General features: G+C 63.3%; 17 protein-coding genes. 3 read left to right on the top strand and 14 right to left on the bottom strand.

Going from position 1 to position 17,210, the window contains the following annotated elements:
• Positions 1-23: 23 nt before the first annotated feature.
• From ABWW33_RS29575 to ABWW33_RS29555, 5 genes are all read right to left on the bottom strand, one after another.
• A complete protein-coding gene (locus ABWW33_RS29575) occupies positions 24-1,982 on the bottom strand; it encodes a DUF4214 domain-containing protein (RefSeq protein WP_353405014.1) in 1,959 nt (652 codons plus the stop codon).
• A 93-nt stretch (positions 1,983-2,075) separates the two neighbouring features.
• A complete protein-coding gene (gene nudB / locus ABWW33_RS29570; protein ID WP_353405013.1) occupies positions 2,076-2,534 on the bottom strand; it encodes a dihydroneopterin triphosphate diphosphatase in 459 nt (152 codons plus the stop codon).
• Positions 2,535-2,582: 48 nt separating this feature from the next.
• On the bottom strand, positions 2,583-4,382 hold the full coding sequence (gene aspS / locus ABWW33_RS29565; protein WP_176655515.1) for an aspartate--tRNA ligase: 1,800 nt from the start codon (positions 4,380-4,382) through the stop codon (positions 2,583-2,585).
• 53 nt (positions 4,383-4,435) lie between these two features.
• The gene (locus ABWW33_RS29560) at positions 4,436-5,056 is read right to left on the bottom strand and encodes a DUF502 domain-containing protein (RefSeq protein WP_176655329.1); all 621 of its coding nucleotides are present in this window, start codon (positions 5,054-5,056) and stop codon (positions 4,436-4,438) included.
• Positions 5,057-5,118: 62 nt separating this feature from the next.
• Positions 5,119-5,397 carry an FmdB family zinc ribbon protein gene (locus ABWW33_RS29555; RefSeq protein ID WP_176655328.1) on the bottom strand — a complete coding sequence of 93 codons (279 nt, stop codon included), beginning with the start codon at positions 5,395-5,397 and terminating at the stop codon, positions 5,119-5,121.
• Positions 5,398-5,606: 209 nt separating this feature from the next.
• Here ABWW33_RS29555 and ABWW33_RS29550 point away from each other — a divergent pair, with 209 nt between their 5' ends.
• Positions 5,607-5,972 carry a YXWGXW repeat-containing protein gene (locus tag ABWW33_RS29550; protein ID WP_353405011.1) on the top strand — a complete coding sequence of 122 codons (366 nt, stop codon included), beginning with the start codon at positions 5,607-5,609 and terminating at the stop codon, positions 5,970-5,972.
• Between the two features lie 3 nt (positions 5,973-5,975).
• Here the strand turns inward: ABWW33_RS29550 and ABWW33_RS29545 are convergent, their stop codons facing one another.
• The 5 genes from ABWW33_RS29545 to ubiE form a co-directional block, all read right to left on the bottom strand.
• Positions 5,976-6,569 carry a methyltransferase domain-containing protein gene (locus tag ABWW33_RS29545; RefSeq protein ID WP_353405010.1) on the bottom strand — a complete coding sequence of 198 codons (594 nt, stop codon included), beginning with the start codon at positions 6,567-6,569 and terminating at the stop codon, positions 5,976-5,978.
• 3 nt (positions 6,570-6,572) lie between these two features.
• On the bottom strand, positions 6,573-8,141 hold the full coding sequence (ubiB, locus tag ABWW33_RS29540; RefSeq protein ID WP_353405008.1) for a ubiquinone biosynthesis regulatory protein kinase UbiB: 1,569 nt from the start codon (positions 8,139-8,141) through the stop codon (positions 6,573-6,575).
• Positions 8,138-8,761 carry a ubiquinone biosynthesis accessory factor UbiJ gene (locus ABWW33_RS29535; protein ID WP_353405005.1) on the bottom strand — a complete coding sequence of 208 codons (624 nt, stop codon included), beginning with the start codon at positions 8,759-8,761 and terminating at the stop codon, positions 8,138-8,140. Before ABWW33_RS29535 ends, ubiB begins: the two co-directional genes overlap by 4 nt.
• A 77-nt stretch (positions 8,762-8,838) precedes the next feature.
• Entirely contained in the window at positions 8,839-9,753 is a 915-nt protein-coding gene (locus ABWW33_RS29530; RefSeq protein ID WP_353405003.1) for a Tim44 domain-containing protein, read from the bottom strand.
• A gap of 13 nt (positions 9,754-9,766) precedes the next feature.
• Positions 9,767-10,501 carry a bifunctional demethylmenaquinone methyltransferase/2-methoxy-6-polyprenyl-1,4-benzoquinol methylase UbiE gene (gene ubiE / locus ABWW33_RS29525; protein WP_176655322.1) on the bottom strand — a complete coding sequence of 245 codons (735 nt, stop codon included), beginning with the start codon at positions 10,499-10,501 and terminating at the stop codon, positions 9,767-9,769.
• Positions 10,502-10,641: 140 nt separating this feature from the next.
• Between ubiE and ABWW33_RS29520 the strand changes: the two genes are divergently transcribed.
• Positions 10,642-11,130 (top strand): PIN domain-containing protein, encoded by a 489-nt coding sequence (locus ABWW33_RS29520; protein ID WP_353405001.1) that lies wholly within the window; start codon positions 10,642-10,644, stop codon positions 11,128-11,130.
• Positions 11,117-11,392 (top strand): hypothetical protein, encoded by a 276-nt coding sequence (locus tag ABWW33_RS29515; protein ID WP_353404999.1) that lies wholly within the window; start codon positions 11,117-11,119, stop codon positions 11,390-11,392. The genes ABWW33_RS29520 and ABWW33_RS29515 overlap by 14 nt, the downstream gene beginning before the upstream one ends.
• A gap of 3 nt (positions 11,393-11,395) precedes the next feature.
• On the opposite strand, the gene ABWW33_RS29510 is transcribed toward ABWW33_RS29515, so the two are convergent.
• The 4 genes from ABWW33_RS29510 to ABWW33_RS29495 form a co-directional block, all read right to left on the bottom strand.
• Positions 11,396-11,821: a gamma-butyrobetaine hydroxylase family protein gene (locus ABWW33_RS29510; RefSeq protein ID WP_176655321.1), complete on the bottom strand. Its 426-nt coding sequence runs from the start codon at positions 11,819-11,821 to the stop codon at positions 11,396-11,398.
• A 2-nt stretch (positions 11,822-11,823) separates the two neighbouring features.
• Positions 11,824-12,252 (bottom strand): HIT family protein, encoded by a 429-nt coding sequence (locus ABWW33_RS29505; protein ID WP_353404996.1) that lies wholly within the window; start codon positions 12,250-12,252, stop codon positions 11,824-11,826.
• Positions 12,252-16,283, bottom strand: a complete 4,032-nt coding sequence (locus tag ABWW33_RS29500; RefSeq protein WP_353404994.1) for a DUF3683 domain-containing protein — start codon at positions 16,281-16,283, stop codon at positions 12,252-12,254. The genes ABWW33_RS29505 and ABWW33_RS29500 overlap by 1 nt, the downstream gene beginning before the upstream one ends.
• 224 nt (positions 16,284-16,507) lie before the next feature.
• A complete protein-coding gene (locus tag ABWW33_RS29495) occupies positions 16,508-16,999 on the bottom strand; it encodes a YqaA family protein (protein ID WP_353404992.1) in 492 nt (163 codons plus the stop codon).
• Positions 17,000-17,210 lie beyond the last annotated feature (211 nt).

Raw genomic sequence — 17,210 nt, 5'->3', positions numbered from 1 at the left:
CCACACGGTAACATCGGCGGACATCAGGCGTGGGCCCAGCCATGTTCGACAGTGCCGATGCCGACCAGCGTCACCTGCGGCGCGCCTGCCGGAGTGCCGCCCGACATCGACGCAACCGTCTGCATCACCGCGCTTTCATAGCTAAGCAGGCTGGTGCTCTGGCTGACGCCGTCGAGCAGGGCCCGCGCGACCGACGCGGCGGCGTCGCCCGCATAGCTGCTCTGTTCCTTGGGTGTGTCGAGCAACGCTGTGAAGTTGGCTGCCACGGTTAGCCGGTTGATCACCAGCGCGCCGTCGAGCAAGCCCTGCGGGGTGGTATTGCCCTCCGCACCGGCCATCATGTTGAGCGCGGCCACGCCGCGCGGCAGCCCGGCGTCCAACGCGTTGGACCAGTAATTCAGACCCTCCGTATCCGGCACGCGGCTCAACAGGTGTGCGTAGATCGCGGTGACGAAATCCCTGTTGGTGCCGTGATACAGCGCGGCCGACTCGGCGCTGTTGCCGAAGCTGTCGACCAGCGCCTTGACGGTGGCGTTGGTGCTGTAGGAGTCGGCGAAGGCCAGCGTGGTGGTCGGCGTGGCGGCGGCCATCAGCTGGCTGACCATCGCGTTCAGACCGGCGCTGTCGGCTGGGCGGCCGAAATACGCCACGTAGAATTTCTGTGCCATTGCCACATATTTGGCCTGCACCGGATCGTCGGCCACGCTGGCTAGGTTCAGCGACATCGTGCCGTCGGCAAAACTCAGGCGCTCGATATTGCTCAGGGTGTCGCTCTGCCCGGGGTCGGTGCGCGAAGTCACCGTGTAGCCGCCGCTGACGGCCGCCAGCGTATAGGTGCTGAAATTGCCAGTGTAGACCGCGGTATCGGTGCCGGTGCCGCCGTCGATAACGTTGTGGCCGCCATTGCCCTGCAGGCGGTTGCTGCTGCTGTTGCCGATCAGCGTATCGTCGCCGCTGCCGCCGGTGGCGTTTTCAATTACCGCGCCGTAGGCGATCGCCAGGTCGTTGGTGCCGTCGTAGGTGCCGACCGGCGGCGGCGTCTGCCAATTGATGCCGGCGCCGGTGTCGGACGGAATATGAATGGACGAATAATGCCCCTGTTGCAGGTCGATCAGCGAGCCGGCGGTGAAATTGGCGATCGAAATGGTATCGATGCCGCCGGCGTCCCAGATGGTACTGATGAACGGCGTGGCGGGATCAAAGGTATAGGTGTCGTTAGCGGTGTGGTAGGTCGTGTTCGCGCCGTACAGGTATTGCATCACCGCGATGTCGTACAGCATCGGCGTGCTCGGCACCACGTCGTAGGACTTCCACGATGCCGAGCTACCGCTTTGCGTGACGTCGACGAACAGGCTGCGCGGCGCGTCGTCGTAGGCCATCACCGAGTACTGGCGGTTGGCGTGCGCGGCATCCAGCACCGCGCCGTCTTCGAACGGATGCTTCAGGCCCAGTGCATGGCCCAGCTCATGGATCAGGGACATGTAATTGTACGAGCCGACCGACCAGTCACTGCTGCTGGCCCCCGAGGAAGTGGTGCTGATCCACACATCACCGCCGGACGGATAACTGCTATTCGGATAGCTGGCCCAGCCCCAGGCGGCGCCGCCGTCGCTGGTGTTTTGCGTGGCCGAGGTCCACGCGAAGCGGATGTCGCCGACCGTGCTGGCGGTGTCGACCACTTTTACCGGCGTGATGTTGGCCACGTTGGCCCAAGACTGCAAGGCGGCCGTCGCGGCGGCCTGCTGTACCGCGTTCAGTCCGTAGTGCTGGCTGGCGGTGGGTTCGCCCAGATCGGAATAGCTGCCGCCGCCAGGCCCGCTGAAGACCGCCGAGGCGCCGCCGGCAAACGGGAAGCTGTAGGTGATGGTGATGCCGCTGCCGGCGACGCCGCCCCATTTGGTGCCTGCCAGCAAAGCATCGATGCTCAGCGTACCGGTATCGTTTACCTGCGTGGTGGGACTGGACGTGGTGGGGCTGCTCATACCGGTTCTCCTGGATCAGGCCACCAAGCGGGCCTATCCATCGATTCTATTCAAAAAAGTTGCCGATGAACAGGAAACTCGCAGCCTGAGCACCTAGCGGGCGTGCGCATATTGCCTTAGTTGCAATATGGCTTCGGCGTTGGAGAACGAAAAGCATTTGTCGGCCGCTTCCAGGTAGGGCAGCCAGACGTGGTTCAGGTGCTCGCGCGGCGCGAGGGTGATGGCGATGTCGCGCGGCACCTCGACGCTGAAGACGTGCTCGGTATTTTCCGTCACGCCCGGCGCGTAGCGGTGACGCCAGACCGGATAGATCGTGTAGATGTTGGACAAGTGCCAGTCGCGCAGCACGATGCGCTCGCCGTCCGCGACGATGCCGGTTTCCTCGAACAACTCGCGCGCGGCCGTTTCCAGCAAGGGTTCGTCGACCGCGTCCAGCGAGCCGGTCACCGACTGCCAATAGCCGGGCCGGTCGGCGCGCTCGATCAGCAGCACTTGCAAATCGGCCGTGTGGATCACCACCAGCACCGAGACAGGGATCTTGTAGGGCTTCATAGTTCTGGTAAAAGAAAAGGCGCCGAAGCGCCCTTTCCATTGCAATAATCAGCTGGCCACTTTTGGCTCGGCCGTACGCAGGCGGATATGCAGTTCTTTCAACTGCTTCTCGTCCACTTCCGACGGCGCCTGGGTCAGCAGATCCTGGGCGCGCTGGGTTTTCGGGAAGGCGATCACGTCGCGGATCGAATCGGACTTGGTCATCAGGGTCACGATACGGTCCAGGCCGAATGCCAGGCCGCCGTGCGGCGGCGCGCCGTACTGCAGCGCGTCGAGCAGGAAGCCGAACTTCAGGCGGGCTTCGTCGGCGTCGATCTTCAGCGCGCGGAACACTTTCGACTGCACTTCCTCGCGGTGGATACGGATCGAACCACCGCCCAGTTCCCAGCCGTTCAGCACCATGTCGTAGGCCTTGGCGATGCAGGCGCCCGGATTGCTTTCCAGCCAGTCTTCATGGCCGTCCTTCGGCGCGGTGAACGGATGGTGGGTCGCGGTCCAGCGGTCCGACTCTTCGTCGTATTCGAACATCGGGAAGTCGATCACCCACAGCGGCGCCCAGACGTCGTCGAACAGGCCGGCTTTCTTGCCGAATTCCGAGTGGCCGATCTTCACGCGCAGCGCGCCGATCGCGTCGTTGACCACCTTGGCCTTGTCGGCGCCGAAGAAGATCAGGTCGCCGTCTTCGGCGCCGGTCAGTTCCAGCACCTTGGCCAGGGCCGCGTCGTGCAGGTTCTTGACGATAGGCGATTGCAGGCCGTCGCGGCCCTTGGCCTTCTCGTTGACCTTGATGTAGGCCAAGCCGCGCGCGCCGTAGATGGCGACGAACTGGGTGTAGGCGTCGATTTCCGAACGTGGCATGTCGCCGCCCTTCGGCACGCGCAGGCCCACCACACGGCCGTTAGGCAGGTTGGCGGCGCCCGAGAACACCTTGAAGTCGACGTCCTTCATCACTTCGGTCAGGTCGGTGAATTCCAGCTTGACGCGCATGTCCGGCTTGTCCGAACCGTATTTGCCCATCGCCTCGGCGAAGTCCATCACCGGGAACGGGTTAGGCAGCTCGACGTTCATGGTGTTGCGGAACACCTTGCGGATCATGTCCTCGAACAGGTCGCGGATTTCCTGTTCGGTCAGGAACGAGGTTTCGCAGTCGATCTGGGTGAATTCCGGCTGGCGGTCGGCGCGCAGGTCTTCGTCGCGGAAGCACTTGGTGATCTGGTAGTAGCGGTCGAAGTTGGCCACCATCAGCAGCTGCTTGAACAGCTGCGGCGATTGCGGCAGCGCGAAGAAGTTGCCGGCGTTGACGCGCGACGGCACCAGGTAGTCGCGCGCGCCTTCCGGGGTCGACTTGGTCAGCATCGGGGTTTCGATGTCGATGAAGCCCAGGTCGTCGAGGTACTTGCGCACTTCCATCGTGACCTTGTAGCGCAGGCGCAGGTTGTTCTGCATCTGCGGACGGCGCAGGTCCAGCACGCGGTGGGTCAGGCGGGTGGTTTCCGACAGGTTGTCGTCGTCCAGCTGGAACGGCACGGCCACGGAAGGGTTCAGCACTTCCAGCTGCGAGCAGACCACTTCGATCTTGCCGGACTTCAGGTTGGCGTTGACGGTACCCGCCAGGCGATCCTTGACCACGCCGGTCACGCGCAGGCAGAACTCGTTGCGCACGGCTTCGGCGGCCTTGAACACTTCAGCCTGTTCCGGATTGCAAACGATCTGCACCAGGCCTTCGCGGTCGCGCAGGTCGATGAAGATCACGCCACCGTGGTCGCGGCGACGATGTACCCAGCCGCACAGGCTGACGGTTTGGCCAAGCAGCGCTTCAGTGGTGAGGCCGCAGTAGTGAGTACGCATTGAGGACATGTTTATTTCTCGGTTCAGGTTAGTGTTACTCAGTTGATCTTAATTTATTTGCTCGCGATTTCGATCGGGCGCGGCGCGTCTTCCGGCGCCACCACTCCCATCGACACGATGTACTTCAGGGCCGCATCGACGCTCATGTCGAGTTCGACCACATCCTTGCGCGCCAACATCAGGAAAAAGCCCGAGGTCGGATTCGGCGTCGTCGGCACGTACACGCTGACGTAGTCGCCCACCAGGTGGTTCTTGACGTCGCCGCCCGGCACGCCGGTCAGGAAGGCGATGGTGTACGAGTTCTGGTGCGGATACGGGATCAGCACGGCCTTGCGGAAGGCGTTGCCCGACGACGAGAACAGCGTGTCCGACACCTGCTTGACGCTGGAATACAGCGAGCTGACGACCGGGATGCGCGTCAGCAGCTTTTCCCACAGCTTGACCACGTAGTTGCCGACCAGGTTGTTGGTCAGCAAGCCGGTCAGGAACACGATCAGCACGGTCAGCAAGGTGCCCAGGCCGGGAATATCGAAGCCGATCAGCGTGCGCGGCTGCCAGCGTTCCGGCACGAACAGCAGGGACTGGTCCATGGTGCTGATCACCAGGTTCAGCACCCAGGCGGTAATCGCCAGGGGCACCAGGATCAGCAAGCCGGTAATGAAATATTTACGCATCGATTACTCTTAGGGTGGGTGTGGCGGCGGTGCTTCAGTCGGCGCAATTCAGTCGGCGCATTTCAGTCCGATTTCGTGCCGGTGCCGGCGGCCGGCGCGGGGGCCGCAGCCGGCGCGTCCGTCTTGGCGCCGGTCGCGGTGCCGGTCGCCGGTGGCGTGCCGCCGCGGAAATCGGTCACATACCAGCCCGAGCCCTTCAACTGGAAGCCTGCAGCGGTCAGTTGTTTCTTAAACGACTCCTTGCCGCACTCTGGGCAAACAGTCAGCTGCGGGTCGGAAATCTTCTGCAAGACATCCTTGGCAAAACCACATGCCTCGCAGCGGTAAGCGTAGATCGGCATCTATTACTCCGCAAAAATCATCAAAACCCTGAATTATAAAGCTTTTTCCTGCCGGCTTGCCTGTTTCCTGTGGCTAAGCACCGATTTCCGCGCCCGCACCGCCGTCAAACAAGCTCGTCACTGACATGGCGCTTGTGCGACCGGCCGCACATACATCGGCAGCGGAACTCTTTATAACGGTCATACAACCTGTCAAGGAGGAGCTCAACATGATCAAGAAACTATTGCTTGCAGCCGCCATCGCGGCTTCCGCCGGTACCGTCACGCTGCCGGCGTCGGCCGCCGTCATCGTGGTCCAGACCGCGCCACCGCCGCTGCGCCATGAAGTGGTGCCGCCGCCCCGTCACGGCTATGTCTGGGCGCCCGGCTACTGGGACTGGCGCCACAACCGCCACGTCTGGGTCAAGGGCACCTGGGTGCGCGAGGGCCGCGGCTATGTCTACCACCAGCCGGCCTGGGAAGAGCGCAACGGCCGCTGGGAAATGACGCGCGGCAGCTGGGCCCGTGGCGACCGCGACCATGACGGCGTGCCGAACGGCGTCGACAACCATCCCAACAATCCGCGCCGCGATTAAGCGCTAGCGCCGACGCCAGACCATCCAGCGCTCCTTGCCGGCGAACACCGGTATCGAGTCGCTGACGGCGTCGTCGGCGATGCAATCGAAATCCGCCCGCAGCAAAGCATCGAGCTCGCCGCGGGCGATGCCGAACGGCGGCCCCCTGCGGCCATCGTCGAAGAAGAAATAGCCGGCCAGCAGCGCGCCCGGCGCCAGCAATTGCGCCCACCGCGCCGCCACCTGCGGCCGCATCGCCGGCGGCAGCGCGCACAGGAAGGCGCGCTCATAAATCAGCTGCAATGGCCGCTCCGGCTGCCATGCGAAGAAGTCCGCCTCGACCACGCGCGCAGCGTGCCGGCCGACGGCCCCCTTGCCCACCGCCACGGCGGACGGCGAGAAATCGATCGCCACCGCATCCCATCCCGCATCGGCCAGCAAGGCCAGCTCGTAGGCCGCGCCGCAGCCCGGTATCAAGGTGGTCAGCGGCGCGCTGGCGGCGGCAAAATCGCGCAAGGCTTGCGGCGCGCCGCCCCGGTCCCACGGCGTGAAGTTGCGCTCGAAGCGCTCGTCCCAGAACGCCGGCGACATCGGATCGCGCTGCTGGAAATCGGCCATGGCCTAGCCCAGATGATGCCAGCGCAGGTACAGCTGGAAACCCAAGACGCCCAGGCCGAAGGCGCCGGCGAAATAAATCACAAAGCTCAGCAGGCGATTGGTGCGCTGCTGTTCGTGGATCAGCACTCTCATCAGCTCGGCATTGTCGGACGGCTTCTCGCCCTGCTGTTCCAGCGCGCGGTGCAGCAGGCGCGGCAGTTGCGGGATGATGTGGGTGTAGCGCGGCGCCTCGGCCTTTAGGCGCTGCCACATGCCCTGCCAGCCGACCTGTTCGGCCATCCAGTTTTCCAGGTAGGGCTTGGCGGTCTTCCACAGGTCCAGGTCCGGATCCAGCTGGCGGCCCAGGCCCTCGATATTGAGCAGCGTCTTTTGCAGCAGCACCAGCTGCGGCTGCACTTCGACGTTGAAGCGGCGCGAGGTCTGGAACAGGCGCAGCAGGATCTGGCCGAAGGAGATGTCCTTCAGCGGACGGTCGAAGATCGGCTCGCAGCAGGCGCGCACGGCGGACTCCAGCTCGTCGACGCGGGTTTCCTTCGGCGCCCAGCCGGACTCGATGTGCGCCTCGGCCACGCGCTTGTAGTCGCGGCGGAAGAAGGCCAGGAAGTTCTGCGACAGGTAATCCTTGTCGAAGTCGTTGAGCGTGCCGACGATGCCGAAATCCAGCGCGATGTAGCGGCCGAAGGTCTCCGGCTCGATCGACACCAGGATGTTCCCCGGGTGCATATCCGCATGGAAGAAGCCGTCGCGGAACACCTGGGTGAAGAAGATCTCGACGCCGTCGCTGGACAGCTTTTTCAAGTCCACGCCGGCCGCCTCCAGCCGGTCGATCTGCGACACCGGTATGCCGTGCATGCGCTCCATCACGATCACGCTGTTGGAGCAGTAATCCCAGTACATTTCCGGCACCAGCAGCAGCTTGGATTCGGCGAAGTTGCGGCGCAGCTGGCTGGCGTTGGCCGCCTCGCGCATCAGGTCCAGTTCGTCGTGCAGGTACTTGTCGAACTCGGCGACCACTTCGCGCGGCTTGAGGCGCTTGCTGTCGGCCCACACGCGGCCTATCCACTCGGCGGCGATGTGCATCAGCGCCACGTCCTCGTCGATGGATTTCTTCATGCCCGGACGCAGCACCTTGACCGCCACCTGCTTGCCGTCCCGCAGCGTGGCGAAGTGCACCTGCGCGATCGACGCCGACGCCACCGGCGTGCGCTCGAAGGTGGCAAATAATTGATCTGGATGCGCCCCCAGCGATTTGCGGATCTGCGCGATCGCCAGGTCGGAGTCGAACGGCGGCACGCGATCCTGCAGGCGCGACAGCTCTTCCACCAGGTCCAGCGGAATCAGGTCGCGCCGGGTCGACAGCACCTGGCCGAACTTGACGAAGATCGGCCCCAGCTCCTCCAGCGCCATGCGCAGGCGCACGCCGCGCGGCGCCGACAGGTCGCGCCAGAAGATCACCGTGTCGATCAGCTTGGCGATGCGCGGCTTCTTCAGGCCGGACATGGCGATTTCATCGAGGCCGTAGCGCACCGATACCCGCAGGATTTTCAGCAGGCGTAAGAATTTCAACATCATTGGGAGTCCAGTTTTTGTACCAATTTTTGTTCCAGTCTGGCCAGGCGCTTGGCGGCGCGCTCGACGTCGTCGCGCAGGCGCACCACGTCGGCCGAGAATTCCTCCACCGCCTGCGGACGTATCAGCACCGGCTGTTCATCGAGCAGGAATTCGGCCACGTTCTCGGCCAGCTTGCGGTGGCCGGTCTTGACCGCCTCGAAAGCGGCGCGGGCGCCGGACACGGCGCGCACGGCGGCGATCGGGCCCACCAGTTTTTCCAGGTCGTATTCGGCTTCCCAGCGCAGCGACTTGCTCAAGTTGGAAATCGCGTTGGCGAATTCGGCGTCGCCCTCGATCTGCACGTAGGAAAACGCCCGCTCGCGGTTTTGCGCGATCAGCGGCAGGTCGGACAACTTGACGCGGATGGTGACGTGGGCCGGCTCATCGGCAGGCGCCGCCGCCAGCATGCCGTCGGCCGTCACCAGCAGGCGCAGCACGGCGGCGCCGGTGTCGATGGCGGCGACCTTGCCCGCGTGGCGCAGCAGCTCCTGGCGCGCCCACGGCTCTTGCGCCAGCAGGTGGTTGATGGCGGCGCTGACCGGCGCGGCGGCGGAAAACTTGCTTAGGTTCGGTGAAATCATTCTTGAGCCGTTCAAAACAAAACCGCCCGGAAATACGGGCGGTCTTGATCTTACCAGTTTGCCGGGCGGGCCGGCGGTTATGCGAGCTGCTGAATACCGGCCAGCATCCAGCCGGTGGCGCCGGAAACCGGCTTCGACAGGTTCCACACTTCATTGAACGGCTCGGCCAGCGCGTCCGGCGCCGGCTTGATGCTACCGGTGAACTTGACGCTCGCCAGGTACTCGCTGCCGCTGGTCTCGATGCCCAGCAGCTCGGCGTCGATGGCGACGACGTCGGTGTAGTCCTTTTGCGCGCCGCGCTCGGTGATCTGCATCTTCAGCTCGGCAAACACCTCAGGCGTGGTGAATTCGCGGATATCGGCCACGTCGCCCTTGTCCCAGGCCGCCTGCAGGCGGATGAAATTGGACTTGGCCACGCGCAGGAACGACGGCGCGTCGAAATCGGCAGGCACGCCCCACGGGGTGTGCGCCACCGGCGCGGCGACTTGCGGTACCGGCTCGGGCTGCAGGCGCGAGCCGATTTCCGGCGTGGCGCTGCCTTGCGGCGGCATCGCATACACGTTCTGGCTGCCGCCGAACGCCGCCGCGGGCGTTTGCTGCTTGCCGCGGAACAGGCGCACGATGAAGAACACCACGCCGGCCAGCAGCGCCAACATGATCAGCGAACCGAAGATGCCGCCCATCGCGCCACCCAGGCCAAAGTGCGAGAACAAGGCGCCCAGGCCCAGGCCCAACAGCGCGCCGCCCAGGATGCCTTTCCATGGGCTGGCCGGCTTGGGCGGGATCGCGGCCGGCGGCGTGCCGGGAGCCGGCGCCGGAGCGGCCTGGCGCGGCGCCTGCTGCGGCGCGGCGGCCGGCGGCATGCGGCTGACGTTTTGCGACTGGCGTCCGATCGAACGGCCGCCGCCCATCGGACGGGCGGTCGCCTCGGCCAGCATGGACAGTGCGGACACGGCCAGCAAGGCGCCGATCAGGATTTTCTTGATGTTCATGGTGCTCCTATGACTACAGTTTGATACCGGTGTGTAAAGCGGCCACACCTGCCGTCAGGTTGTAATACGTTACGCGTTCCAGGCCCGCCGCTTCCATCATGGTCTTCAGCGTTTCCTGGTCCGGATGCATGCGGATCGACTCGGCCAGGTAGCGGTAGCTTTCGGCGTCGTTGGCGATCTTCTGGCCCATCCACGGCAGGATCTTGAACGAATAGAAGTCGTAAGGCTTCTGCAGCGGCTCGGCCACTTTCGAGAATTCCAGCACCAGCAGCTTGCCGCCCGGCTTCAGCACACGGCGCATTTCCGCCAGCGCCTGGTCCTTGTGGGTCATGTTGCGCAGGCCGAAGGCGACGCTGACGCGGTCGAAGTAATTGTCCGGGAACGGCAGCTTTTCGGCGTCGCACAACAAGGTGGGGGTCAACAGGCCGCGATTCAAGAGGCGGTCGCGGCCGACGCGCAGCATCGATTCGTTGATGTCGGTGAGCCAGACTTCGCCGGTCGGGCCGGCTTGCTTGGCGAACACCTTGGCCAGGTCGCCGGTGCCGCCGGCGATGTCCAGGCACTTGAAGCCGGGGCGCACGGCCGCGTTGGCGATGGTGAAGGTCTTCCACAGGCGGTGCAGGCCGGCCGACATGACGTCGTTCATGATGTCGTACTTGGCGGCGACAGAATGGAAAACCTTGGCGACTTCGCGGACTTTGTCGTCTTCCGCGACGGTTTTGTAACCGAAGTGAGTGGTATTGGTCATGGTAGGCAGGCCTGTTAGTTTGCCTGCATTATACAAGCGCGGCGGCGGAGCGTTTGTTTGATCCACCTAAAGCCTGAGCCGGATGAACGGCCTAAGCTGGACGAAGCCGCCGCCCAGGCGGATCGCTAGCGAGGTCCGCCATGCATCCCACCATCTATCTCGATACTTCGGTCGTCCGCCATCTGACCGATCCGCCCAGCACTAATCCGATCACCCGTGCATGCCAACAATTAACCCACCTCTGGTGGGATACACGCTGCGTTCCGAACAGGACGTACGTTTCGAAATATGTGATAGCGGAGATAAAACGCGGAGATCCGCTGCGCATGGCCCATCGCTTGAAAATCATCGAATTACTGCCCCGATTTCCCGATAGGGATAGAACCAGAGGCATTGCTGAACTTTTAATCAGCGGCGGAGGTCTAAAGGCGACAGCGATGAAGTCCGCCGAGCACATTGCTTGTGCAGCACAGAATCGAAGCGAAATCCTGCTGACCTGGAACTGCCGTGATATAGCAAACGCGGAACAGCTTCGGCTTCTTCGAATACTGATGTATGCGCATGAACTATATCTTCCTGAGCTAGTCACTCCCTTTGAGCTAATGGAGAATCGCTATGAAAATATATGATGTCGAAATCCCCGCCGACCTGGAAATTCCCGAACTGGATGCAAAAACGCGGACAGAGATCGATGCGGTGCACGACGAACTTGAACGCCGCGAGGAAGAAGTCAACCGGCAAGCCGAGCTGCCTGCATACACTGGCGGCCAATCTCCCGAAGCAGCGGATCCATATCCACCGCCGTCCATTAATGTTGCAGCACTGCGCCAACTGCCACCGCATGTGCGCGCGATCTTTGCTTACGTGCTGCGTGAGCATGTTACATACTGATCTTTAGTGCTTGTGGCCGCAACCTTTATGGTTGTGAGAGCCGGGGCCGGTCAGCGTGACGCCGGTTTCGCGGCCGCTGTCGCCTTCGAAGCCGGAGGCGTGCAGGCGGTCCATGTAGTTGGCCCACAAGGCTTCTTTTTCATTGCCCAGCTTGTACAGGTAATCCCAGGTGTACAACCCCGTATTGTGGCCGTCCGTGAAGGTCGGCTGCACGGCGTAGTTGCCGACCGGGTCCATCGCGGCGATGCCCACTTCGCGCTTGCCCACTTGCAGCACCTCCTGTCCTTCCCCGTGCCCCTTCACCTCCGCCGACGGCGAATACACGCGCAGCAGTTCGAACGGGATGGAAAACGAGGCGCCATCGTCAAACTCGATGTCCAGCACCTTGGACTTGTTGTGGACGGTCAGGCCGGTCGGTTGCTTGCTCATGTTTATGCTTTCAGACGTTCGATAATGGCGGCATGCAAGGCCGGCAGCAAGGCGCGGCGCGCGGCCAGCACCTCCGGCGACGACGCACGCTGCGCCACCGCCCACGTCGGACTCGGGAAATGCGCGTCGTTCGCGTAGCGCGGTATCACATGCCAGTGCACATGCGGCGTCATATTACCAAAACTGGCCAGGTTGATTTTTTCCGGCGCCATCACGGCGCGCTGCGCGGATTCCACCGCCCACACCACGTCCATCACGCGGCTGCGTTCGGCCGCCGACAAGTCCGTCATTTCCTTGACGTGGGCATGCCACACCACGCGCGTAAAGCCCGGATACTCCGCCTCGTCCACGGCGACCACCGACAACTGGCGGTCGCCCCAGATCAGCGCCGAACCAGGCGCCTCAAGCAGCTTGCACAGATCGCAGGCCATTACACCAGCACCCGCTCGATGCCGCCGTCGTTGGCGCGCTTGACGTAGTCCGGCATCCAGTTCTCGCCCAGCAGGTGCTTGGCGATCTCGACCACGATGTAGTCGGCCGTGGTGCCGGCATCCTCGCTGTAGCGCGACACGCCGCCCAGGCAGGATGGGCAGCTGGTGAGGATTTTCACCTCGCCGGTGAAACCGTCGGCGCGCAGCTTGTCGGCGCCCTTGATCATTTCCTCTTCCTTGCGGAAGCGCACCTGCGTGGCGATGTCCGGACGCGACACCTGCAGCGTGCCGGAATCGCCGCAGCAGCGGTCGTTCTTCTCGATCTTGACGTTGTCCACCGTCGAAATCAGCGCGTTGATGGTCTTGCCCGACTCCTGCAGCTTCATCGGATTGTGGCAAGGCTCGTGGTACATATAGCGCGTGCCGTTGACGCCTTCCAGCTTGACCTGCTTTTCCAGCAGGTATTCATGGATGTCCATGATGCGGCAGCCCGGGAAGATCTTGTCGAACTCGTAGGTCGCCAGCTGGTCGTAGCAGGTGCCGCACGACACCAGCACGGTCTTGATGTCCAGGTAGTTGAGCGTGTTGGCCATGCGGTGGAACAGCACGCGGTTGTCCGTCATCATCTTCTCGGCCTTGTCGAACTCGCCGTTGCCGCGCTGTGGATAGCCGCAGCACAGGTAGCCGGGCGGCAGCACGGTCTGCACGCCGACTTCCCACAGCATGGCCTGCGTGGCCAGGCCCACTTGCGAGAACAAACGCTCCGAGCCGCAGCCCGGGAAGTAGAACACCGCTTCCGTATCGGCGTTGGTGGTCTGCGGATTGCGGATGATGGGGATGACCTTGTCGTCCTCGATATCGAGCAGCGCGCGCGCCGATTTCTTCGGCAGGTTGCCCGGCATTTTTTTGTTGATGAAGTGGATCACCTGCTCGCGCACCTTGGGCTTGCCCACGGTCGGCGGCGGCGCCTTGGTCTGCTTCTTGGCGAATTTCTTCAGCACGTCATGGCCCAGGCGCTGGGCCTTGAAGCCCCAGTTGGACATCACCTGCCGGGTGGCATTGATGGTGGTCGGGTCGGTCGCGTTCAGGAAGAACATGGTGGCCGACAGCGCCGGCTTGAAGCTCTTCTTGTCCATCTTGCGCAGAAGGTTGCGCATGTTCATCGACACCTCGCCGAAGTCGATATTGACGGGGCATGGAGTGACGCATTTATGGCAGACCGTGCAGTGATCGGCCACGTCCTCGAATTCTTCCCAGTGCTTGATCGAGATGCCGCGGCGGGTCTGCTCTTCGTACAGGAAGGCTTCGATCAGCGACGAGGTCGCCAGGATCTTGTCGCGCGGCGAGTACAGCAGGTTGGCGCGCGGGACATGCGTAGAGCAGACAGGCTTGCACTTGCCGCAACGCAGGCAGTCCTTGACGCTGTTGGCGATCTCGCCGATATCGCTTTGCTGCATGATCAGCGATTCGTGGCCCATCAGGCCGAACGACGGCGTATAGGCGTTGGACAAGTCCGCTTCCATGCCGGCCAGGTTCAGCAGCTTGCCCTTGTTGAAGCGGCCTTCCGGATCGACGCGCAGCTTGTAGTCGCGGAACGGGCCGATTTCTTCCTCGGTCAGGAATTCCAGCTTGGTGATGCCGATGCCGTGCTCGCCCGAAATGACGCCGTTGAGCGAACGGGCCAGCTTCATGATGCGCGCGACGGCCTGGTGCGCCAGCTGCAGCATCTCGTAATGGTCCGAATTGACCGGCAGGTTGGTGTGCACGTTGCCGTCGCCGGCGTGCATGTGCAGCGCCACGAACACGCGGCCGCGCAGCACGCGCTTGTGGATGGCGGTGGCCTCGTCGAGGATCAGCTTGTAGGCGGCGCCGTTGAAGATCTGGCGCAGCTGGGCGCGGATTTCCTGCTTCCACGTGACGCGAATGGTGCGGTCCTGCACCACGTCGAACAGCGTCGCGTCGGCCTGCGTTTTCAGGCGTTCTTCGAACACCGGCAGCAGCCGCTCCATTCCCAGCGCGGACAGTTCGCCGGTGACGGCGGCCAGCGGCTTGTCCAGTCCTGCCAGCAGATAGGTCCAGCGCGCCTCGACCTGCGCCAGCAGCGCTTGCGCCTGCTCCACGCGGTCGCCCAGCATTTCCTCGTCGCCCACGGCATCGTCGGCGTCGTCGCTCTTGCCGACCGGCAGATTGCCGGCGGCGAAGAACTGCTGCAACTCGTCGGTCAGCTGCAGCTTGTTCTTGATCGACAGCTCGATGTTGATGCGCTCGATGCCGTCGGTGTATTCGCCCATGCGGTTGAGCGGGATCACCACGTCTTCGTTGATCTTGAAGGCGTTGGTGTGCTTGGCGATGGCGGCGGTGCGGGCGCGGTCCAGCCAGAATTTCTTGCGCGCCTCGGCGCTGACGGCCACGAAGCCTTCGCCGACGCGGGTGTTGGCGATGCGCACCACTTCCGACGCGGCCAGCGCGACCGCGTTTTCGTCGTCGCCGACGATGTCGCCGAACAGCGCCATCTTCGGCAGCACGCCGCGCTTCGACTTGGTGGCGTAGCCGACCGCGCGCAGGTAGCGCTCGTCCAGGTGTTCCAGGCCGGCCAGGCGCAGCGAGCTGAACTGCTCGCCCTTGGCCGGCAGGCCGTCCAGGTAATCCTTGATCTCGACGATCGATGGAATCGCGTCGCGCGCCTGGCCGAAGAACTCCAGGCAGACGGTGCGCGCGAACTTCGGCATCTTGTGCAGGATCCAGCGGCCCGAGGTGATCAGGCCGTCGCAGCCCTCCTTCTGGATGCCCGGCAGGCCGGCCAGGAATTTGTCGGTGACGTCCTTGCCCAGGCCTTCCTTGCGGAACTTGCGGCCTTCGATTTCCAGGATCTCGGTCTTGAACGGATCGCCCTTGGCCTCGCCGCGCGCGGTCGGATGGGTCCATTCCAGCTTGAAGCGGGCCAGCGGCGTGTCGTGGATCTTCGACAGATTGTGGTCCAGGCGCGTCACTTCCAGCCAGTCGCCGTTCGGATCGACCATGCGCCAAGAAGCCAGGTTGTCCAGCGCGGTGCCCCACAGCACGGCCTTCTTGCCGCCCGCGTTCATCGCGATGTTGCCGCCGATGCAGGAAGCGTGGGCAGAGGTCGGATCGACCGCGAACACAAAGCCGGCCTTCTCGGCCGCTTCGGAAACCTTGTTGGTGATGACGCCGGCGCCGGTGTAGATGGTCGCGTATTCACGGTCCAGGCCCGGCAGCACTTTCATTTCCACCGCGCCCATGTTGAGCAGCTTCTCGGTGTTGATGACGGCCGACATCGGCGTCAGCGGAATGGCGCCGCCGGTGTAGCCGGTGCCGCCGCCGCGCGGGATGATGGTCAGCCCCAGTTCGATGCAGCCCTTGACCAGGCCGGCCATTTCCTCTTCGGTGTCGGGCGTCAGCACGACGAACGGATATTCGACGCGCCAGTCGGTGGCGTCGGTCACGTGCGAGATGCGCTTCATGCCGTCGAAGCAGATGTTGTGCTTGTCGGTATAGCGGCCCAGTACCTTGTAGGTGCGCTTGCGCAGGTCGTAGGTCTGCTTGAATTCTTCGCCGAAATCGGCCACGGCCTTGCCGGCCGCGCGCAGCAGCTTGACCACGTTGGCGCTGCGCTGGCGCTGCGCCTCGTCGTCCGCGCCGTTGCCCACGCCTGCGCCAGTGTCGTCGACGGTCAGGCGGCGCTTGTCCACCTCGGCCAGGCGGTGATGCAGCGCCGCGATCAGTTCCTGGCGGCGTTTCGGGTTGTCCAGCAGGTCGTCCTGCAGGTAGGGATTGCGGCGTACCGCCCAGATATCGCCCAGCACTTCATACAGCATGCGGGCCGAACGGCCGGTCTGGCGCGCGCCGCGCAGTGCATCAAGCAAGCTCCACGATTCCTCGCCCAGCAGCCGGATGACGATCTCGCGATCGGAAAACGACGTGTAGTTGTAAGGAATTTCACGAAGGCGCGTCGCCTCCGGACCGTGGGGCGTTTCCGCCATCAAAGCTTGGATTTGTGCAGGGGCATTCATTGTGCGATTGGACTTGTAGACTGAACCCGGGAGGGCCATTCTAGCGTATTGCGGCGCACCACGCCGGAACAGCCTTAGGCCGCCAAGGGGCTATCGGCAACGCTCGCACCCACCAGAAATTCGAAAATCTTCCGACTTAGTGGCATATAAGGGTGAATACCAATTATAAAACTGAATGAAATTTAAGCGGAGGCGCTTCTGGCAATATGATAGATTGCACCAAATTAGCCCAGCATTTGGCCGATCCGGTGCCATACGCCGTCCGGCACGTACAACAGCAGCGTGGTCATGGTCAGGTAGCGCAGCAGTTTTCCGACCGCCATATAGGCGATGCTGGGCCAGAACGGCAGCCTGAGCCAGCCGCCCAAGGTGCACAGCGGATCGCCGATGCCGGGCAGCCAGGCCAGCAGCATGGTCTTGGCACCGTAGCGCTCCAGCCAGTGGAACCAGCGGCTCTTGCGCTCCTTGGCGAAGGTTTGCTTGGCCTGGTAGCCCATCCAGTAGTCGACGGCGCCGCCCAGCGTGTTGCCGACGGTGGCGACGCCGATGGCGCTCCAGAAGATGGCGGGATTGGCCTTGATCACCGCGAACACGGCCGGTTCTGAGCCCAGCGGCACCAAGGTAGCGGAGATGAAACTGATGATAAAGACCGAAGTCAGGCCCACTTCCGGCGCCGCCAATACGTGCAGCAGCCAGGCAATTGCAGATTCGATCATCGGTTTCTTTGAGCGGGAGGAAAGGTGTCCATTATAATGAAGCACACACCGCACGCTTGAACAGTCCGGTCGCGCGCCCATCCGCGCGCGGCCGCGCCCCTGCTCCACCCGGTCACCCGCCGGATAGTTAGCATCGAACGAGAATCCGGGGGCGGAAAAGCGGGGTCAGTTCCGGCAATCTGCCACGCGTGGCAGATTGCCGGAACTGACC

The organism is Duganella hordei (assembly GCF_040369125.1).
In the GTDB taxonomy this organism is placed as follows: Bacteria; Pseudomonadota; Gammaproteobacteria; order Burkholderiales; family Burkholderiaceae_D; genus Rugamonas; species Rugamonas hordei.
The sequence above is the reverse complement of the archived record's forward strand: the minus strand, read 5'-3'. Positions and strand labels throughout refer to the sequence as shown.